The organism is Cypionkella sp. (assembly GCF_028290025.1).
In the GTDB taxonomy this organism is placed as follows: domain Bacteria; phylum Pseudomonadota; class Alphaproteobacteria; order Rhodobacterales; family Rhodobacteraceae; genus Cypionkella.
The window spans coordinates 1-17,085 of sequence record NZ_JAQGKQ010000104.1 but is presented as its reverse complement, the minus strand read 5'-3'; the positions used below and the strand labels follow the sequence as shown (position 1 = coordinate 17,085).

The 17,085-nt window shown below is 60.9% G+C and carries 17 protein-coding genes, 1 tRNA gene, 1 pseudogene and 1 riboswitch; of the genes and pseudogenes, 15 read left to right on the top strand and 4 right to left on the bottom strand.

Translation table 11 applies throughout. From position 1 onward, the window contains the following. The 8 genes from JWS10_RS18590 to JWS10_RS18555 form a co-directional block, all read left to right on the top strand. Window positions 1–806, top strand: an 806-nt coding sequence (locus JWS10_RS18590) for a transporter substrate-binding protein (protein WP_299509286.1), incomplete at its 5' end; no start/stop codon positions are given. 80 nt (window positions 807–886) lie between these two features. Continuing rightward, window positions 887–2,818 carry an urea ABC transporter permease subunit UrtB gene (gene urtB / locus JWS10_RS18585; RefSeq protein ID WP_299509285.1) on the top strand — a complete coding sequence of 644 codons (1,932 nt, stop codon included), beginning with the start codon at window positions 887–889 and terminating at the stop codon, window positions 2,816–2,818. 88 nt (window positions 2,819–2,906) lie between these two features. Continuing rightward, on the top strand, window positions 2,907–4,130 hold the full coding sequence (gene urtC / locus JWS10_RS18580; protein ID WP_299509284.1) for an urea ABC transporter permease subunit UrtC: 1,224 nt from the start codon (window positions 2,907–2,909) through the stop codon (window positions 4,128–4,130). Continuing rightward, on the top strand, window positions 4,127–4,870 hold the full coding sequence (gene urtD / locus JWS10_RS18575; protein ID WP_299509283.1) for an urea ABC transporter ATP-binding protein UrtD: 744 nt from the start codon (window positions 4,127–4,129) through the stop codon (window positions 4,868–4,870). The genes urtC and urtD overlap by 4 nt, the downstream gene beginning before the upstream one ends. Continuing rightward, the gene (gene urtE, locus JWS10_RS18570; protein WP_299509282.1) at window positions 4,867–5,565 is read left to right on the top strand and encodes an urea ABC transporter ATP-binding subunit UrtE; all 699 of its coding nucleotides are present in this window, start codon (window positions 4,867–4,869) and stop codon (window positions 5,563–5,565) included. Before urtD ends, urtE begins: the two co-directional genes overlap by 4 nt. 116 nt (window positions 5,566–5,681) lie before the next feature. Further along, complete coding sequence (locus JWS10_RS18565; RefSeq protein ID WP_299509281.1) at window positions 5,682–7,583, top strand: AI-2E family transporter; 1,902 nt, start codon at window positions 5,682–5,684, stop codon at window positions 7,581–7,583. Between the two features lie 9 nt (window positions 7,584–7,592). Continuing rightward, window positions 7,593–7,907 carry a hypothetical protein gene (locus JWS10_RS18560; protein ID WP_299481459.1) on the top strand — a complete coding sequence of 105 codons (315 nt, stop codon included), beginning with the start codon at window positions 7,593–7,595 and terminating at the stop codon, window positions 7,905–7,907. Continuing rightward, the gene (locus tag JWS10_RS18555) at window positions 7,908–8,294 is read left to right on the top strand and encodes a phage holin family protein (RefSeq protein WP_299509280.1); all 387 of its coding nucleotides are present in this window, start codon (window positions 7,908–7,910) and stop codon (window positions 8,292–8,294) included. A gap of 52 nt (window positions 8,295–8,346) precedes the next feature. On the opposite strand, the gene JWS10_RS18550 is transcribed toward JWS10_RS18555, so the two are convergent. The 3 genes from JWS10_RS18550 to JWS10_RS18540 all read right to left on the bottom strand — a co-directional run bounded on the left by JWS10_RS18550 (window position 8,347) and on the right by JWS10_RS18540 (window position 11,232). Beyond that, window positions 8,347–9,438, bottom strand: coding sequence for a hybrid-cluster NAD(P)-dependent oxidoreductase (locus JWS10_RS18550; RefSeq protein WP_299509279.1), 1,092 nt, complete (start codon window positions 9,436–9,438; stop codon window positions 8,347–8,349). A 3-nt stretch (window positions 9,439–9,441) separates the two neighbouring features. Further along, window positions 9,442–10,680 (bottom strand): aromatic ring-hydroxylating dioxygenase subunit alpha, encoded by a 1,239-nt coding sequence (locus tag JWS10_RS18545; protein ID WP_299509278.1) that lies wholly within the window; start codon window positions 10,678–10,680, stop codon window positions 9,442–9,444. A gap of 79 nt (window positions 10,681–10,759) precedes the next feature. Then, window positions 10,760–10,959: riboswitch (cobalamin riboswitch) on the bottom strand. A 197-nt stretch (window positions 10,960–11,156) separates the two neighbouring features. Continuing rightward, window positions 11,157–11,232: transfer RNA gene (locus tag JWS10_RS18540), tRNA-Lys, on the bottom strand. 96 nt (window positions 11,233–11,328) lie between these two features. Between JWS10_RS18540 and dapF the strand changes: the two genes are divergently transcribed. Genes dapF through mtaB form a run of 4 tightly spaced genes read left to right on the top strand, consistent with a single transcriptional unit; the run spans window position 11,329 to window position 13,932 of the window. Next, window positions 11,329–12,177: a diaminopimelate epimerase gene (gene dapF / locus JWS10_RS18535; RefSeq protein ID WP_299509288.1), complete on the top strand. Its 849-nt coding sequence runs from the start codon at window positions 11,329–11,331 to the stop codon at window positions 12,175–12,177. After that, window positions 12,174–12,422: a hypothetical protein gene (locus JWS10_RS18530; protein WP_299509277.1), complete on the top strand. Its 249-nt coding sequence runs from the start codon at window positions 12,174–12,176 to the stop codon at window positions 12,420–12,422. Before dapF ends, JWS10_RS18530 begins: the two co-directional genes overlap by 4 nt. Then, window positions 12,419–12,667, top strand: coding sequence for a hypothetical protein (locus JWS10_RS18525; RefSeq protein ID WP_299509276.1), 249 nt, complete (start codon window positions 12,419–12,421; stop codon window positions 12,665–12,667). The genes JWS10_RS18530 and JWS10_RS18525 overlap by 4 nt, the downstream gene beginning before the upstream one ends. 11 nt (window positions 12,668–12,678) lie before the next feature. Further along, complete coding sequence (mtaB, locus tag JWS10_RS18520; RefSeq protein WP_299509287.1) at window positions 12,679–13,932, top strand: tRNA (N(6)-L-threonylcarbamoyladenosine(37)-C(2))-methylthiotransferase MtaB; 1,254 nt, start codon at window positions 12,679–12,681, stop codon at window positions 13,930–13,932. A gap of 215 nt (window positions 13,933–14,147) precedes the next feature. On the opposite strand, the gene JWS10_RS18515 is transcribed toward mtaB, so the two are convergent. Then, window positions 14,148–15,173: an FAD-dependent oxidoreductase gene (locus JWS10_RS18515; RefSeq protein ID WP_299509275.1), complete on the bottom strand. Its 1,026-nt coding sequence runs from the start codon at window positions 15,171–15,173 to the stop codon at window positions 14,148–14,150. A 46-nt stretch (window positions 15,174–15,219) separates the two neighbouring features. On the opposite strand from JWS10_RS18515, the gene mnmD reads away from it, so the two are divergent. From mnmD to JWS10_RS18500, 3 genes and pseudogenes are all read left to right on the top strand, one after another. Further along, window positions 15,220–15,879, top strand: coding sequence for a tRNA (5-methylaminomethyl-2-thiouridine)(34)-methyltransferase MnmD (gene mnmD, locus JWS10_RS18510; protein ID WP_299509274.1), 660 nt, complete (start codon window positions 15,220–15,222; stop codon window positions 15,877–15,879). Continuing rightward, the gene (locus JWS10_RS18505) at window positions 15,876–16,745 is read left to right on the top strand and encodes a DMT family transporter (protein ID WP_299509273.1); all 870 of its coding nucleotides are present in this window, start codon (window positions 15,876–15,878) and stop codon (window positions 16,743–16,745) included. Before mnmD ends, JWS10_RS18505 begins: the two co-directional genes overlap by 4 nt. After that, window positions 16,742–17,085: pseudogene (locus JWS10_RS18500) on the top strand (EamA/RhaT family transporter); the annotation flags it as partial. The gene JWS10_RS18505 and the pseudogene JWS10_RS18500, both read left to right, overlap by 4 nt.

The following is a 17,085-nucleotide window of genomic DNA, read 5'->3' as shown; positions in this document are numbered from 1 at the left end:
GCGTGAAAAAATTCGCTTTGCTCGGCACGGACTACGTTTACCCGCGCACCACCAACAATATCCTTGAGGCTTACCTCGTCTCCAAAGGCATCGCCAAAGAAGATATCTTCGTCAACTACACCCCGTTCGGCCATTCCGATTGGTCGAAAATCGTTGGTGACGTGGTGGCTTTGGGCGCAGACGGCAAAAAAGTCGGCGTTATTTCGACCATCAACGGCGACGCCAACATCGGCTTTTACAAAGAACTCGCAGCGGCTGGCGTCACCGCCGATAAACTTCCCGTTTGCGCATTCTCGGTTGGCGAAGAAGAACTTGCGGGCCTCGATACCTCGAACCTAGTCGGTCACTTGGCGGCTTGGAACTACTTCATGTCCGCCGATACCCCAGAAAACAAAGCCTTTATTGAGCAGTGGCACGCCTATATCAAAGACGACAAACGCCCAACCAATGACCCGATGGAAGCCCATTATATCGGCTTCAACATGTGGGTTGCAGCGGTAACCGCCGCTGGCACCACCGATGTGGATGCTGTGTCGGATGCGATGATCGGCCAAAAGTTCCCGAACCTGACCGGCACCGTGGCCGAGATGCTGCCGAACCACCACCTGACCAAACCTGTGCTGATCGGCGAGATCCGCGCCGATGGTCAGTTCGACATCATCTCCCAAACCGAGCCAGTTGCCGGCGACGCTTGGACCGATTTCTTGCCTGAGTCCGCAGTGCTGGAAGCCGATTGGAAAGACCTGAAATGCGGCATGTATAACAAAGAAACCAAAACCTGCGTGCAGATGAAGTCGAACTACTAAGCCGAATGACTAAGGCGGAGGGGACACCCGGCCCCTCCGCTTTGCAAACGATCCTTTCGGCCAACAAACGGAAATCCCTCATGCGCTTTTTGCTGGCCTGCCTTCTCGCACTGCTATTCGCCGCCCCCTTACGCGCCGAAACCGCCGCCGAAATCCTCTCCGCCAACGCCGCCTTGGTCGAAAAAGCCTCGCGCCAAACCATCGCCCCGGTGATTGACGCCTTGGGGGCCAGCGGCGATCCAACCGTCAGCACAATCCTCGCCGCATGGGCCGAAAAGGGCCTCGGCATCCGCAAATCCGATGGCATCTTCTTCCTGATCACCGCCAACGAAGGTGGCTACGCCCTGCGCGATCTGACCGGAGCAGCCGCAGGCCAAGCCGCCAAATCCGACATAACCGAGTTGAAACCCAACGCAGGCGTGCGCGGCATGATCGCCACCGCCTTGGTGCAATTCACCCTCTCCGACCCCGACGCCACCAAGCGCGCCGCAGCCTTGGAATCCATCGCCAAAGACCCCAAACCCGAGGCTCTGACCCCCCTCCGCGCCGCCATAGTCAACGAACCCGACGCCACCCTAAAAGCCCAAAAACAACGCCTCGAACGCCTGCTGACCCTGCGCTTCGACCAAGACTCCGCCGCCCGCATCGTCGCGATCAACAGCTTCGGCGCAGACCTAGGGTTAGACCTGCGTGGCGCGCTAAACCCCTTGCTGGCAACAACAAAACTCGCCTCAGCTGAACCGCCCACCAGCAACATCGCCCGAGAACTCAAACCCGGCCGCGACCTCACCGAAACCGAAGCCTACGACCTCCTAGTCGCCGCCAACCTAGCCCCCGCCCGCCTCACCATCGCCGCCGCCCGCACTGCCCTGATTGCCAACCTTGTAAACGGCGCAGTCGGTGGCGTCCCCCTCGCTGAGCTGAACACCCAAGCCGCCCGTGACCGCGCCTACACGGCGCTAGAGTCCGCAGGCACCGTCCCACAAGCCGCCACCGATGACGAGGCAGCCGCTGCCCTGAAAGCCCACCACTTCTACGATATCTACACAGAACCCGACCCCGCCGTCACAGCCGCCGCGAGCGCCGCCCTCAAATCCATCGGCCACAAAGTCGCCGCCATGCAGGCCGCCGACCTCGCGCTAGACGGCCTCTCGCTCGCCTCGATCTACTTCCTCGCCGCCATCGGCCTCGCCATCACCTTCGGCGTCATGGGCGTGATCAACATGGCCCACGGCGAGTTCATCACCATGGGCGCCTACACCGGCTACGTCGTGCAACTTTACGTCCCCAACTACACCGCCTCGATCCTGATCGCCCTCCCTCTCGCCTTCGCAGTCACCTTCGCCGCCGGTGTCGCGATGGAGCGTCTGATCATTCGTCACCTCTACAAACGCCCTCTAGAAACCTTGCTCGCCACCTTCGGCATCTCCATCGCCCTGCAGCAAATCCTGAAAAACGTCTTCGGCACCCAAGCCCGCCCGCTAACCTCCCCCGCATGGCTCGACGGCGCACTTTCGTTCAATGATGTGGTCTCAATCAGCTACATCCGCATCGCGATCTTCGTGCTCGCCCTGCTGTTCCTCACCTTCTTCCTCTGGCTGATGAAACGCACCCGTTTGGGTCTTGAAGTCCGCGCCGTCACCCAAAACCCGACGATGGCCGCCAGCATGGGCATCAACCCCGACCGCATCAACATGCTGACCTTCGGCCTCGGTTCCGGCATCGCGGGCATCGCAGGCGTCGCCATCGGCCTGTTTGCCAAAGTCACCTCGGAACTCGGCACCGACTACATCGTGCAGTCGTTTATGACAGTGGTCGTCGGCGGAGTCGGCAACATCTGGGGCGCGCTCGCCGGGGCCACCATGATCGGCGGGCTGCAAAAACTGATCGAGTTCTTCAACCCCTCGAACACCCTCGCCGCCCAAACCTACATGATCCTGTTCATCATCCTGTTCATCCAATTCCGCCCCAGAGGCATCATCGCCCTCAAAGGCCGCGCGGCAGGAGATTAACCATGCAACACCCCTATCCTATTTCATCTGCTTATAAATATCCCGGGGGCTTGGGGGCTGGCCCCCAGCCATCGGCCAAGGAAACGCCATGACCCGCTCTTTCCTAACCCGCACCCCGTCGCTGCTGATCTTCATCGCTTGCCTCGCCCTGTTCACCATCGCGGTGACCCTCGCCGCCCACTACGGCCTGATGTCGACCTCCTTCGTGAAAACCCTCGGCAAAACCCTTTGCCTCTGCCTCGCCGCCCTCGCGATGGACCTGATCTGGGGCTATGCAGGCATCCTGTCGCTTGGCCACATGGCGTTTTTCGCCCTCGGCGGCTACATGATCGGCATGTGGCTGATGTATGCCCGCACCGAGGAAATCGTCGTCGCTTCCTTGATGAACTCCGGCCTGCCCGCCACACCCGAGGAAATTCAGCAAGGCATCGCCTCACAAATCTTCGGCGTCGTCGGCGCGTCCGATCTGCCAGCGATCTGGAGCTTCGCGCACAGCCTACCCCTACAACTGATCCTCGTCGTAGCCCTCCCCGGCCTCCTCGCATTAATCTTCGGCTGGCTCGCCTTCCGCAGTCGCGTCACGGGGGTTTACCTGTCGATCCTGACCCAAGCCATGACCCTCGCCCTCGCCCTCTACCTGTTCCAAAACGACTCCGGCCTACGCGGCAACAACGGCCTTTCCGGCCTGCAAAACCTGCCCGGCCTCGATGCCGTCAGCCAAGACACCATCAGCCTGTGGTTCTTCTGGGCCTCCGCCGCCGCCCTAGGGCTTGCCTACCTCGCCCTAAGTTGGATCGTCTCCGGCAAGTTCGGCTCCGTCATTCGCGCCATCCGCGACGACGAGGCCCGCGTGCGCTTCCTCGGCTACTCGGTCGAAGGCTACAAACTGTTCGTCTTCACCCTCACCGCCGTGATCGTCGCCCTCGCAGGCGCGCTCTATTACCCGCAAGCCGGCATCATCAACCCCGCCGAACTCGCCCCCATCGCCTCGATCTACCTCGCCGTCTGGGTCGCCATCGGTGGCCGTGGCCGCCTGTATGGAGCCGTCATCGGTGCAGCCGTTGTCTCGCTGCTGTCAAGCTGGTTCACCGGCGGCCGCGCCCCCTCAATTCCGCTTGGCTTTATGACGATCAACTGGGTCGATTGGTGGCAAGTCCTGCTCGGTGCCGCCTTCGTCTGCGTCACATTGTTCGCCCCCAAAGGCATCGGCGGCTTGTTCGACGCCTTCGCTGGCCTACGCGCACCCGACCGCAAAGGCGCGCCCCTCGGCCCCGACCAAGGCTCGTTGCAAGAGAAAGAGGCCGTGGAATGAGCCAACTTCTTGAAGTTTCCGGCGTCACCGTCAGCTTCGACGGCTTCCGCGCCATCAACAACCTGACCTTCTCGATCGGCCCCGCCGAGTTGCGCGCCATCATCGGCCCCAACGGCGCTGGCAAGTCCACCTTCATGGACATCGTCACCGGTAAAACCAAACCCGACTCTGGCACAGTCACCTTCGGCGAGAAATCCGCCTCCCTCCTCAAATTGTCCGAAGCCAAGATCGCCCGCGCCGGGGTTGGCCGCAAATTCCAACGCCCCACGGTGTTCGAGGATCAAACCGTCACCGAAAACCTCACCCTCGCCCTGAAAGCCGCCCGCAGCCCGTGGCGCGTGTTGGGTTGGCGCAGCAAGCCCGCCGACCATGCCCGCATCGAAGCTCTCGCCGCCCAAGTCGGCCTCGCAGACCATCTGCCGCGCAAGGCAGGCGAACTCAGCCACGGCCAAAAACAATGGCTCGAAATCGCCATGCTACTGGCGCAAGAACCCCGCCTGCTGCTGGTCGATGAACCCGCGGCTGGCATGACGCTGGCCGAGCGTGAAAAGACCACCGAATTGCTGGTAGACATTGCCAAAACCCGCGCCGTGGTGGTGGTCGAACACGATATGGAATTCGTCCGCCGCCTGAATTGCCGCGTGACGGTGCTGCATGAAGGCTCGGTTCTGGCCGAAGGCTCGCTTGACCATGTGACGAAAAACCAAGACGTGATTGACGTTTATTTAGGGCGCGGATGATGATCAAAACAACTGGCTTGACCCTGCATTACGGCGGATCACAAATCCTGCACGGCATTGATTTCACCGCCAAAGCCGGTGAAGTCACCTGCATCATGGGGACAAACGGCGTCGGTAAAACCAGCTTCCTGAAAGCCCTTGCAGGCACCCATATGCGTTCTGCTGGCACCGTCGAACTAGATGGCGAAACCCTCGGAAAACTCCGCCCGCAAGACATGGCTCAGCGCGGTCTGGCAGTTGTGCCACAAGGCCGCATGATCTTCCCGCTGCTGACAGTCAAAGAAAACCTGGAAACCGCCTTCGCCCTGCTGCCCAAACCCGAGCATAAAATCCCACAGGAGATCTACGACCTGTTCCCCGTTCTCAAAGACATGACCGCACGCCGCGGCGGAGACCTCTCCGGCGGCCAACAGCAACAACTCGCCATCGCCCGCGCCATGATCATGCGCCCGAAAGTGCTGCTACTGGACGAGCCGACCGAGGGCATCCAGCCCAACATCATCCAACAAATTGGCCGCGTTATTGAATACCTGAAGGGCAAAGGCGATATGGCGATCATCCTTGTCGAGCAGTATTTCGACTTCGCCTACAACCTCGCCGACCAGTTCTATGTGCTGCGACGTGGAGCCGTCGCCAAATCCGGCTCCCGCGCCGATTTCACCCGCGAAGACCTGCGCGCCGAGGTTTCGGTCTAGCGCAGCGTCCATCTCCGGGAACCAAACCCCCACCGCCGCATTGTTACGGCAGGCTTGACTTCATGCCCCGACGCCACACCATAGGCGCTTGTTATTTTTGTTCCAAAGGTGCGCATATGTCTGGGGCCGATCTGACGCCAATTCAACAGCAACCGGGCAGCGCCTCGCGTATCACCGTTGGGCAGCTGACTGCCGTAGTTGGTGTGGCCGTGGTGCTTTTCATCGCGCAAGACGTGTTCTTGCCGCTGTCCATCGCGATGCTGATCACCTTTGCGCTGTCGCCGCTGGTGACCGCGCTGCGCCGTCGCGGTATGCCGCTTTTGTGGACCGTACTGGCCGTGGTTGCCGCCGCCTTCACCGTAATCGCTGCGTTTTCGTTCATGGTTGCCAGCCAACTGGCGCAACTGGCGCAAAACCTGCCCACGTTTCAGTCTAACATCCTAGCGAAAGTCGAGGGTCTGAAAGCCACTGGCGGTGAGCATGGCCTAGCCTCCAGATTGTCGGACATGATCACGGCGATCAATTCTGAAATCGGCGCGGCTTTGCCAAGTGGGGCCGCCAAACCGATGCCTGTCGAGGTGGTTCAATCTGGCAACGCGTTGACGTTTCTCGAAAACCTCGTGCTTCCGCTGATCAGTCCCATTGCCACCGTTGGCCTTGTCATCGTCGTGGTGGTGTTCATGCTCCTGGAACGCGAGGCGCTGCGTGATCGCTTCATTCGCCTCGTCGGCTCCAACGATCTCTATCGCACCACGCAAGTGCTAGAGGAAGCCGGCGGGCGTGTTGGAACCTACCTGCAAGTGCAGCTTCTGGTGAATATGATCTATGCAGTGCCAATCGGCGTCGGCCTCTATTTTATCGGTGTGCCAAACGCCGCGCTCTGGGGAATGCTGACACTGGTGCTGCGCTTTGTACCCTACATCGGCTCGGTGCTGGCCGCCGCCTTTCCGCTGTTCCTATCCTTCGCAGTCTCCGCCGACTGGTCTGCCGTGCTGTGGACAGGCGCGCTTTTCGCAACGGTCGAAATGATCACCTCAAACGTGGTAGAGCCTTACCTTTACGGCTCGCGCACCGGCGTAAGCCCGCTCGCAATCATCGTCGCCGCGATATTCTGGACCTTCCTGTGGGGGCCAATGGGCCTGATCCTTTCGACCCCGCTCACCGTTTGCCTGGTGGTTTTGGGCCGCCACATCCCACAATTCGCGCTGTTCGACATCCTGTTTGGCGACGAACCGGTGCTCGCCCCCCACGCCAAACTGTACCAACGTATGCTCGCAGGCGACGCGATGGAGGCGACCTTTGGTGCCACCGAAGCGATTGAGGAACAGCATATTTCAGATTACTATCAAGGCACTATGATCCCCGCCCTGTTGCTCGCCCAAGATGATGCAGATCGGGGCCTGCTGACTGCGGCACAGCAAGACCGTCTGGCTGCTGTTGCGCTTTCAGTTGTGCATGACCTTGCCGATTCCGCTGAAACCGAAGCGCAGGTGGCAGAACCTGGTCCACTGCCCGGTGCGGGCCTCCGGCTGGGCGTGATCGGCGGGCGCACGCCAATCGACGATGCCGCCGCCGCCGTTCTGGCCCAAGTGCTGCAATCCGAAGGTGCCGAGGTTAAATCCTACCCGCATCTCGATCTGGTGCCCTCTCGTCTTGCGGCCCTTGATACTGCCAACACCGATTGCCTGCTGCTCTGCTATCTCGATGCCCGCACCACCCGCGCCTCGCTTTTGCATGTACGTCGGATCAAGCGCGCCTCTCCTGGCTTGCGAGTCGGCGTGGTGATCTTGCAGATGCCCACGGACCTCGCCAAAACCTCTGGTAATCTGCGGCATTTGATGACCGTTTCACCGCAAAAGCTTGCCGAAGCCGAGGAAATTGGCGCAGACTTTGCCGTAACCAGTATTGACGCCGCGATGGAAGCTGTCTGGCAGCGCGGTTCCGCAAAAACCGTGCCCGCGCCTTCGCCGCAAGCAGCGCGGATCATGGCTCGCCGTCGCGTCAAAACCGTCGCTTAAGAGGTGAACATGTCCAAACCCACATTTGACCAAGATCTTAACCAGCTCGAATCTCAGATTGCCGCTCTGCGCAACGATTTCACTCACATCATGTCAACTTTGGGCGATCTGAGCCAAACCAGTGCCGCCACCCTGCGCGCGGCATTAATGGCCAAAGCCGACGCGCTGCGCGATGGCGGTGCCAATGGCCTGTCTGATCTGTCGCAGACCGCTGAAGCCAAGCTCAACGAACTGACAGATCATGCCCGCCGCAACCCGGTGCAAGCGTTTGCAATCGTGGGCGGCATTGGTCTGCTGCTCGGCCTGATATTCGGGCGGCGCTAGATGTTTGCAGTGTTGCTTCTCGCGGTGCGGCTTGCCTGCGCCCACGCCTTGCGCAAAATCGGCCAAGCCTCGGCTTTATTCACAGCCGCGGTGATCTTTGGCCTCATAGGCTTCATCGGCTTTGCCGCCGCCTTGTGGATTTGGCTGGCGCATATGCTTGGCCCGATTGCCGCCGCTTTGCTGATCGGCGTTGCGGGCGTCCTGTTGGCTGCGATATTTGGCGCAATCGGTCGCGCCAAACTGCGCACCGCCAGCCCGCTACAATCGCCAGCCGCACGCGCGCTTATGGCCGAGATTAAAGCCAACGGCAGCACGCTTGAAGTTTGGGGTCCGGCGATTGGCGCCGCAGTGCTAAGCTTCATCTTGGGCGGCAAACCAAAGCAATGACTCATTGCCCGGTTTGCCTATTGGCGAACCGGGCAATAACAAATGCACAACCCTATACTGCCACCGAAATCCGGCCCATCGGGTTTGAACAGCAGGCGAGAATGTAACCCTCGGCAATATCATCATCCGAGATGCCACCGTTGTGCACCATATGCACTTCGCCCGAAAGTTTCTTGACCTTGCAGGTGCCACACAGCCCAAAGGTGCAACCCGACGGGATGTTCAGCCCAGCGCGCTTTGCCACTGCCAACACCGTATCGGTCTGACCACATGCCACCACCAAGCCGCTACCGGCAAAGGTGATCTCGGCCAAGACGCCCTCACCCGGCGAGACATCGTCCAGCAAAGGCGCTTCGGCCTCGGTGCCAACCGCCAGCCCAAAGCTTTCCTGATGATACCGCGTCATGTCATAGCCAAGGCTTTGCAGCATCTCGCGCACCGCCTGCATGAACGGCTCTGGTCCGCAGCAGAACACTTCGCGCTCCAGATAATCCGGCGCCATCAGCCCCAGCATGATCTGGCTCAAGCGCCCCTTATACCCCGGCCAAGCCCGGAACGGATCGCTTTCCTCAACGGTAAAGCGCAACTGCAACCCCGGCACGCGGTTGGCAAACTGCTCCAACCGTTCACGGAATATAATCTCAGACGGGCGCTTGGCGGCATGGACAAACACAATGTCCGGCATCTCGCCTGAATCCCACGCCCAAGTCGTCATCGACATCATCGGCGTGATGCCCGAGCCTGCCGAAATCATCAGATATTTCTGCGCCGGGTGGCGGTGAAAGCTGAAAATACCCGCCGGACCAAACGCCCTGATCTGCATCCCCGGCTTGAGGTTCTCCAACATCCAGCGCGTGCCGATCGAGGTGCTTTGCGCCTTCACCGTAATGGTGATCGACAACGGCCGCGACGGCGACGACGACAGCGTATAAGTCCGCTGCACATTGCCAGCAGCACCCCTCTTAGGGTCAACGGGCAGGTCTAAGGTGATGAACTGTCCCGGTTGATAATCAAACCAAGCCCCGGTTGGCGCGCGAAACGCAAAAGTCGCGGTGTCGTCATTCTCTGGCACCACCATCGAACATTCCAGCATTTGGCTGTCGTTCCAAGGCTCGGTTGACCAGTTCAGGCCTTTCTGCGCCATAACTTATTCCGCCGCCATCGCCGTTTTAGGAGCAGTCCGCTCGGTCATCGTGTTGCAATACCAATCAACGAACTGGATCACGCCTTCTTCCTGAATCGTCGAATACGGCCCCGGCTCATAAGCTGGCGACAAGATACCCTTCTGGTTCTCTTCGACCACCTGACGATCTTCGTCATTGGTGTGCATCCAAACATCGGTCAGCGTCGGCAAATCGTAATCCACGCCCTCAACCGCATCCTTATGCACCAGCCAAGTCGTCGTCACCTGCGTCTGCGTCGCCGAGATCGGCAGCACCCGGAATGTAATCGCATGGTCGCCAAGGAAGTGGTTCCAGGTGTTCGGATAGTGGTAAAATAGCAAACTGCCCGCGTCATTAAACGGCATCGTGCCCAAGCGCTTCGATACCGCCGCCTTGGTGGACATCGTGTAGCTTTCGGCATTGTTCAGCAAAGGCACCCGCGCCAACCGCCACTGCATCGCCGCATCATGGGTAAAGCGCGATGGCAAACCAGCCGCCTCACACCGCGTCCAATGCGCCAAAATCTCCGCGCTGGCCTCATTCGGCCCATTCATTGCGCCGATCTTCGGATTGTCCGAGAACGTCCGGCACAACGACGGATGCGCGCCACCACAATGATAACACTCGCGATTGTTCTCGATCACCAGCTTCCAGTTGCCGTTTTCCACAATCGTCGAGGAAAACGCCACCTTGGCATCTTTCAAACCCGACGGAGCCAGATACTTCATCGCCGTCTTCGCCAATTCCGCAATCGGCGGCGGCACTTGGGCCAGACAAATAAACACCATCCCGCCCAGATCGACGCAGTGCAGCTTCTTCAGGCTATGCTCTGCAGGGTTAAAGCTTTCCTGCATATCCCGCGCATATTGCAGCTTGCCGTCCAGATCATAAGTCCACTGATGATACGGGCAGACCAGCTTTGGCCCCGACCCGGTTTCCTTAGCGCACAATCTTTGCCCACGATGCCGACAGACGTTATGAAACGCCCGGATCATCCCATCGTTGCCACGCGTCAACACCACCGGATACGCGCCGACCTGCATGGTCATAAACGCCCCAGCTTTCGGCAACGTCGCGGCGGGCGCTGCAAAGAGCCATTCGCGGTAAAAGATCTGCGCGAGGTCCGCGTTATAAACGCCCTCATCGCAGTAAAGCGCATGGCTCAGCGCGTAATCTTTACGGCGAGCGCCCAGTTCGGCGTGGATTTCGGCGGGATTCAACATCTGGCACCTCTTGGGTCCACGCCTCCCCGCGTGGAACGGTTGCATTGGCTGACCTGAACGCAAACGTCCAAGCCCTAGGCTGGTCTTTCCGGTGTAAGGCTGGTTTCCGGGCTGCGAAACTGGGCCAAAAGCCCCGGCATGACACCTTCCCAAAGCTTGCGCTCCAGTGGCCTCCTGTCACACCTTACGTCTCATCACCGTTGCGGGGGCAGCGCCGGTATCGCACCGGCTTCCCAATTCTCCACCCTCTCAGATGGCACCTTACCAAGCCACTAAAACACGGGCCTTCGAGTCGGGATAGATCATTTGCGACCAGTCTGAATACGCCAAAGACTTCGCCACTTTTCACCGCAATCCGTGGCCGCAGCGCCGCAGTTTTGCGCGCGCCGCAGACAGCACACCGACAGTCATATCTCTGACATGATGCAGCAAATACAAAGGGCCCAACCGTTCCCGGTCAGGCCCTTTAGTTGTGGTGGTGAGCCGGACGGGACTCGAACCTGTGACCCGCTGATTAAAAGTCAGCTGCTCTACCAACTGAGCTACCGGCCCACAACTGTCGCGCTGATTAGGGTGCGGGCCGGATAGGGTCAAGAGACAAAACGTCCGCCTCTGGCAAAAAGCTGCGCTGCGGCGTATATGCAGCGGATGGAAAATGCCGCTACGCCGCCCCAAACCCCAACTGCCATAGCGTTTATGAAGATGCATGGCGCTGGAAATGACTTTGTCATCATCGACTCGCGTGGCCGCGATGCCGTGGTAACGGCCAAACTGGCGCAAGCCTTGGGCGACCGCCACCGTGGCACTGGCTTTGACCAACTGGCCGAGATTCGCGATTCGCAAGCCGCCGATCTCGCTTTGGATTTCTGGAACAGCGACGGCAGCCGCGCCGGAGCCTGCGGCAACGCCACCCGCTGCGTCTCGGATTATATGATGAACGAACTCGGCCGCGACGCGCTGACCCTGACCACCGAACGCGGAACCCTTCACGCGATCCGCCAACAAGATGGCCGCATCTCGGTCAACATGGGCCACCCCCAACTCGACTGGTCGGAAGTCCCGCTGTCACACGCCACCGACACCCTACACCTGCCGCTTCCCGGCGACCCCGCCGCCGTAGGCATGGGCAACCCGCATTGCGTGTTCTTCGTCGCGGATGCCGAAGCGATAAACCTCACGACCGACGGTCCCACCATCGAGCATCACTCGCTGTTCCCCGAGCGCACCAACGTAGAATACGCCCACTTGATCGCCCCCAACCACCTGCGGATGCGCGTATGGGAACGCGGCGCAGGCATCACCCTAGCCTGCGGCTCCGGCACCTGCGCCACCGTCGTCGCCGCCCATCTACGCGGCCTTACCGGGCGCTCGGTCACAGTGGAAGCCGACGGCGGCACCCTAAACGTCGATTGGCGCGACGACGGTGTATGGCTCACCGGCCCCACCGCCCACATCTTTAACGGCACCCTAACCGCCGCATTTATGGCGGCAATATGAACGTCCTCATCCTAAACCCCCCGATCTGCGCCACTTTGGTCGCCACTCATTTGCGCGGCCTCACAGGCTGGTTCGCCACCGTCTTCGCCGCTAATATGAGTGGCCTTGCCCGACGCCCCGTCACAGTAGAAGCCGACAGTCGCACCCTCAACATCGATTGGCGCAACGACGGCGTATCGCTCACCGGCCCCACCGCCCACACCTTAAACGGCAGCTTCGCCGCTGCCCCCTTGGCCGCATTATGAACGCCCCCATCCTAAACACCCGGATTTTCGCCATCGTAGTCGCAACTCATCCGCGCGGCATCAAACGCGGCTCCGCCGCCGTGGTCGCCGCTCATTTGCGCAGCCTGACCGGACGCCCCGTCACCGAAAAAGCTAACAAAGGCACCCCCAACGTCATTTGGCGTGACGACGGCGCATCTCTCACCGCCCCCACCGCCCACATCTTCAACGGCAGCCTCACCGCCGCCTACTTGGCAGCCCTATGAACGCCCCCCTCCTGAAACCACCGATCTTCGCCACGCTCGGCTGTCGCCTGAACGCCTATGAAACCGAGGCGATGAAAGAACTTGCCGCCGCCGCAGGCATCGAAGGCGCTGTGGTGATCAACACTTGCGCCGTCACCGCCGAGGCCGTGCGCAAAGCCAAACAGGAAATCCGCAAACTCGCTCGCGAGAACCCCGGCGCGCAGATCATCGTCACCGGATGCGCCGCACAAACCGAGCCCGAAACCTTCGCCGCCATGGCCGAAGTCACGAAAGTCATCGGCAACACCGAAAAGATGCAGGCCGCAACTTGGGCCAACCTGAAAGCCCCCGACCTGATCGGCATCACCGAAAAGGTGCAAGTCGATGACATCATGTCCGTCCGCGAGACCGCTGGCCACCTGATCGACGGCTTCGGCCGGCACCGCGCCTATGTTCAGGTGCAAAACGGCTGCGACCACCGCTGCACCTTTTGCATCATCCCCTACGGTCGCGGCAATTCCCGCTCGGTCCCCGCAGGCGTGGTGATCGAACAGATCAAACGCCTCGTGGACAAAGGCTTCAACGAAGTCGTCCTGACCGGAGTGGACCTCACCTCATGGGGCGCAGACCTCCCCGCCACGCCGCGCCTCGGCGATCTGGTGATGCGCATCCTGCGCTTAGTCCCAGACCTGCCCCGCCTGCGCATCTCCTCCATTGACTCCATCGAAGCCGACGACGCGCTGATGGGGGCCATCGCGACCGAACCCCGCCTAATGCCCCACCTGCACCTGTCGCTTCAAGCAGGCGACGACATGATTCTGAAACGCATGAAACGCCGCCATCTGCGCGACGACGCCATCCGCTTCTGCGAAGACGCCCTAAAACTCCGCCCCGACATGATCTTCGGTGCCGATATCATCGCAGGCTTTCCGACCGAGACCGAAGCCATGTTCGAAAACTCCCTTAAACTGATCACAGACTGCAACCTAACCTTCCTGCACGTCTTTCCGTTCAGCCCCCGCAAAGGCACCCCCGCCGCCCGTATGCCGCAACTGCAAGGCCCAGAAATCAAAGCCCGCGCCGCCCGCCTCCGCTCTGCCGGAGACACCGCCCTAAAGCGCCACCTAACCGCTCAACTCGGCCAATCTCACCGCATCCTGCTAGAAGGCCCCCGCATGGGCCGCACCGAACAATTCACCGAAGTCGCCTTTGAGGCCGACCACCCCGAAGGCCAAATCCTAACCGCCACCATCCGCGGCACCCAAGGCACGCGATTACTGGCCTGACTCCGCCTGAAAATGCGATGCCTCCGGCGGGGATATTTAAGCACAGAGGATGACCCAAAAACCGTCGTCCTTATGATTTCACCTATTCATAAATATCCCCGCCGGAGGCTCACCCGATACCCACACGCTGCCATCAAAGAATGAACACCCGGTTAACGCAGCATGTCTCTCATTGATTCTATAACACAATTAATCCGGCCACGCGCGGCACTCCCTTAAATCCGAAACCCCTGCGGGATCATATCCCGCCCCTCCAACACCAAATCCACCATCACCTGCGCCACTTTCGGAGCCATCCCGAACCCAATCTTGAACCCGCCATTGGCAATGAAATGCCCCGCCCGCCCCGGCCAAGCCCCCAACAAAGGCGCGCGAGACTTCGCCCGAGGTCGCACCCCCGCCCATCTCTCCACAACCTCAGCCCCCGCCAGCACCGGCAAAGCCGCCACCGCCCGAGCGTGCAATGCCTCCACCTGATGATCGACGCCTAAATCGCTCCAAACCATCTCCGACGTAGACCCAATCGCCACCGTCCCATCGACATGCGGCACCACATGCAGCCCGCCCGCAAACAACTGCGGCAGCCCCTCCGCCGGATACCGCAACGAAATCGCCTGCCCCTTCACGCCGCCACCAACAACCCGCCCCAAATCCAACCCCAGCGCCTCCAACCCCGCCAGCCCCGTTGCCCACACAACAGGCCCAACCTCCTCCGCCTCGCCCACGATAACCTCACCCCCGGCCGTCCCAATCGCCGCCACCAAAGCCGCGCACGCCAGCCGAGGCTGCACCCGCGCGCTTAGATTATCCTCGACCAGCCACCCCGACGGACTGAACGGCTCCCACGCCCCACCCGTAGCCGGAACCACCCGCCATACCGCCTCCCCTCGCCACAAATCTTCCGCCAACACCCCCCGCGCCCGCGCCAAATCGACCGCCGCCTGATCCGCCAACGGCTGCAACCGCCCAACCCGACCATAGCCCGACACCAGCCCCGAAGCCGCTTCCACCGCAGCCCACCACTCCGAGGCCATCAGCAAACTGTCCAACTGGAACGCCTTCTTCTCATTCCAGTTCTCCGGCACATGCGGGCTCAGCGCCCCGACAATGCCGCCCGAAGACCCCGCTCCGACGCCCACCGCCTCAATCACCCGCACCTTCGCGCCCCGCCGCGCTGCTTCCCATGCCACCGATAATCCGAAGATTCCCGCCCCGCGCACCGTCAGATCAACCCTTGCCATTCCGCCCCGCCTTGCCCATGGTCCGCCCGACCCAGGGCATATGACAATGACCACTCCCCCACAATCAGCCCTGACTTGGCAAGACGGCGTGATCCCGGTCTCGACCCGCTTCGACGATCCGTATTTCTCGCAAAACGATGGCCTGTCCGAAACCCGCCACGTCTTCCTGCAAGGCAACGATCTCCCCGCCCGCCTGACCCCCGGCTTTCATATCGCCGAACTTGGCTTCGGCACCGGCCTCAACCTGCTCGCCCTATCCCTCATCGCCCAAACCCCGACCCGCTTCACCAGCTTTGAAGCCTTCCCCCTCGCCACCACAGACATCGCCCGCGCCCTCGACCACTTCCCCGAGGCCCGCGCCATAGCCGACCCGTTCCTCGCCGCGTGGAGCCTTGGCCAAACCAAGTTCCAATTCGGGCCAATCCAAGTCGAAATCATTATAGGCGACGCCCGCGAAACCCTCGCCCAATGGCCCGATAAAGCCGACGCATGGTTCCTCGACGGCTTTTCCCCCGCCAAAAACCCCGAGCTCTGGTCCCCCGAAATTCTGAACGAAGTCGCCCGCCACACCGCCCCCAACGGCACATTCGCCACCTACACCGCCGCAGGCCATGTCCGCCGAGCGCTGCAGGATGCGGGCTTCCAAGTCACCAGACGCCCCGGCCATGGCCGCAAAAAACATATGTCCGCAGGAAAACTACGATGAACAACCGCAAGGGCATCCTGTTGATGATCGCAGCCATTGCGGCCTTCGCGGTGCAAGACGCATTTTCGCGCCTGCTCGCTGGCCAATACAATACCCTGATGGTGGTGATGATCCGCTATTGGGTGTTCGCCGCCTTCGTAATGACCCTCGCCCTGCGCCGACCCGAGGGCATCCGCGCCGCCCTCCGCACCAACCGACCGATAGCCCAAGCCCTGCGCGCCATCCTGCTCGTCGTCGAAATCTGCGTCATGGTCTACGCCTACACCCTGATCGGCCTGATCAACGCCCATGCGGTGTTCGCGGTCTGCCCACTGATCGTCGTCGCCCTCTCCGGCCCGATCCTCGGCGAACGCCTCACTTGGCAACGCTGGGCCACCGTCGGCGTCGGCTTGATCGGCGTCCTGATTATCCTGCGCCCCGGCCAAGCGGTATTCTCTTGGCCCGCCCTGCTGCCGCTGATCACCGCGCTGTTCTTCGCCGCCTACAGCGTGCTCACCCGCCTCACCGCCCGAGATGAGCCGTTTTTCGCCAGCTTTTTCTGGCCCGCCTTTTTGGGCGCAATCCTGATGACAGCCCTAGGCTTGCCGCACTGGCACCCGATCCAACCACAAGACTACCCAATCTTCGCCGCCTATGCCGTAATCTCCATCCTCTCAAACTGGCTGCTGCAAAAAACCTATGAAGTCGCCGAGGCTTCCGCCGTGCAACCCTTCGCTTATCTGCATTTCGTGTTCATCGCGCTGATCGGCGTCAGCTTCTTTGATGAAACACTCGCACTACCTGTTGTGCTCGGCGCCGCCCTTATCATCGCCGCCGGGATTTATGCGTTGTGGCAAGCTCCTGCCGTTTCCAAGGTATCCCTATGAAAACCCAACAAAACATCGGCCTCGGCATTTGGCTGATGATCGGCAGCACCGTCATTTTCGCCCTGCAAGACGGCATCTCGCGCCATTTGGGCGGCAGCTATAACGTCTATATGGTGGTGATGCTCCGGTTCTGGGCCTTCGCCGCCTTCGTCATAGCAATGGCCGCCCGCACACCCGGCGGCCTACGCGCCGCCGCCCGCACCCGCTTCCCCCTCCAGCAAATCGCCCGCGGCCTGATCCTAGTCGCCGAGGTCTGCGCCATGTTCGTGGCCTTCGTCAAACTCGGCCTGATCGAAAGCAACTCCGTATTCGCCTGCTATCCGTTGCTGGTCGCCGCCCT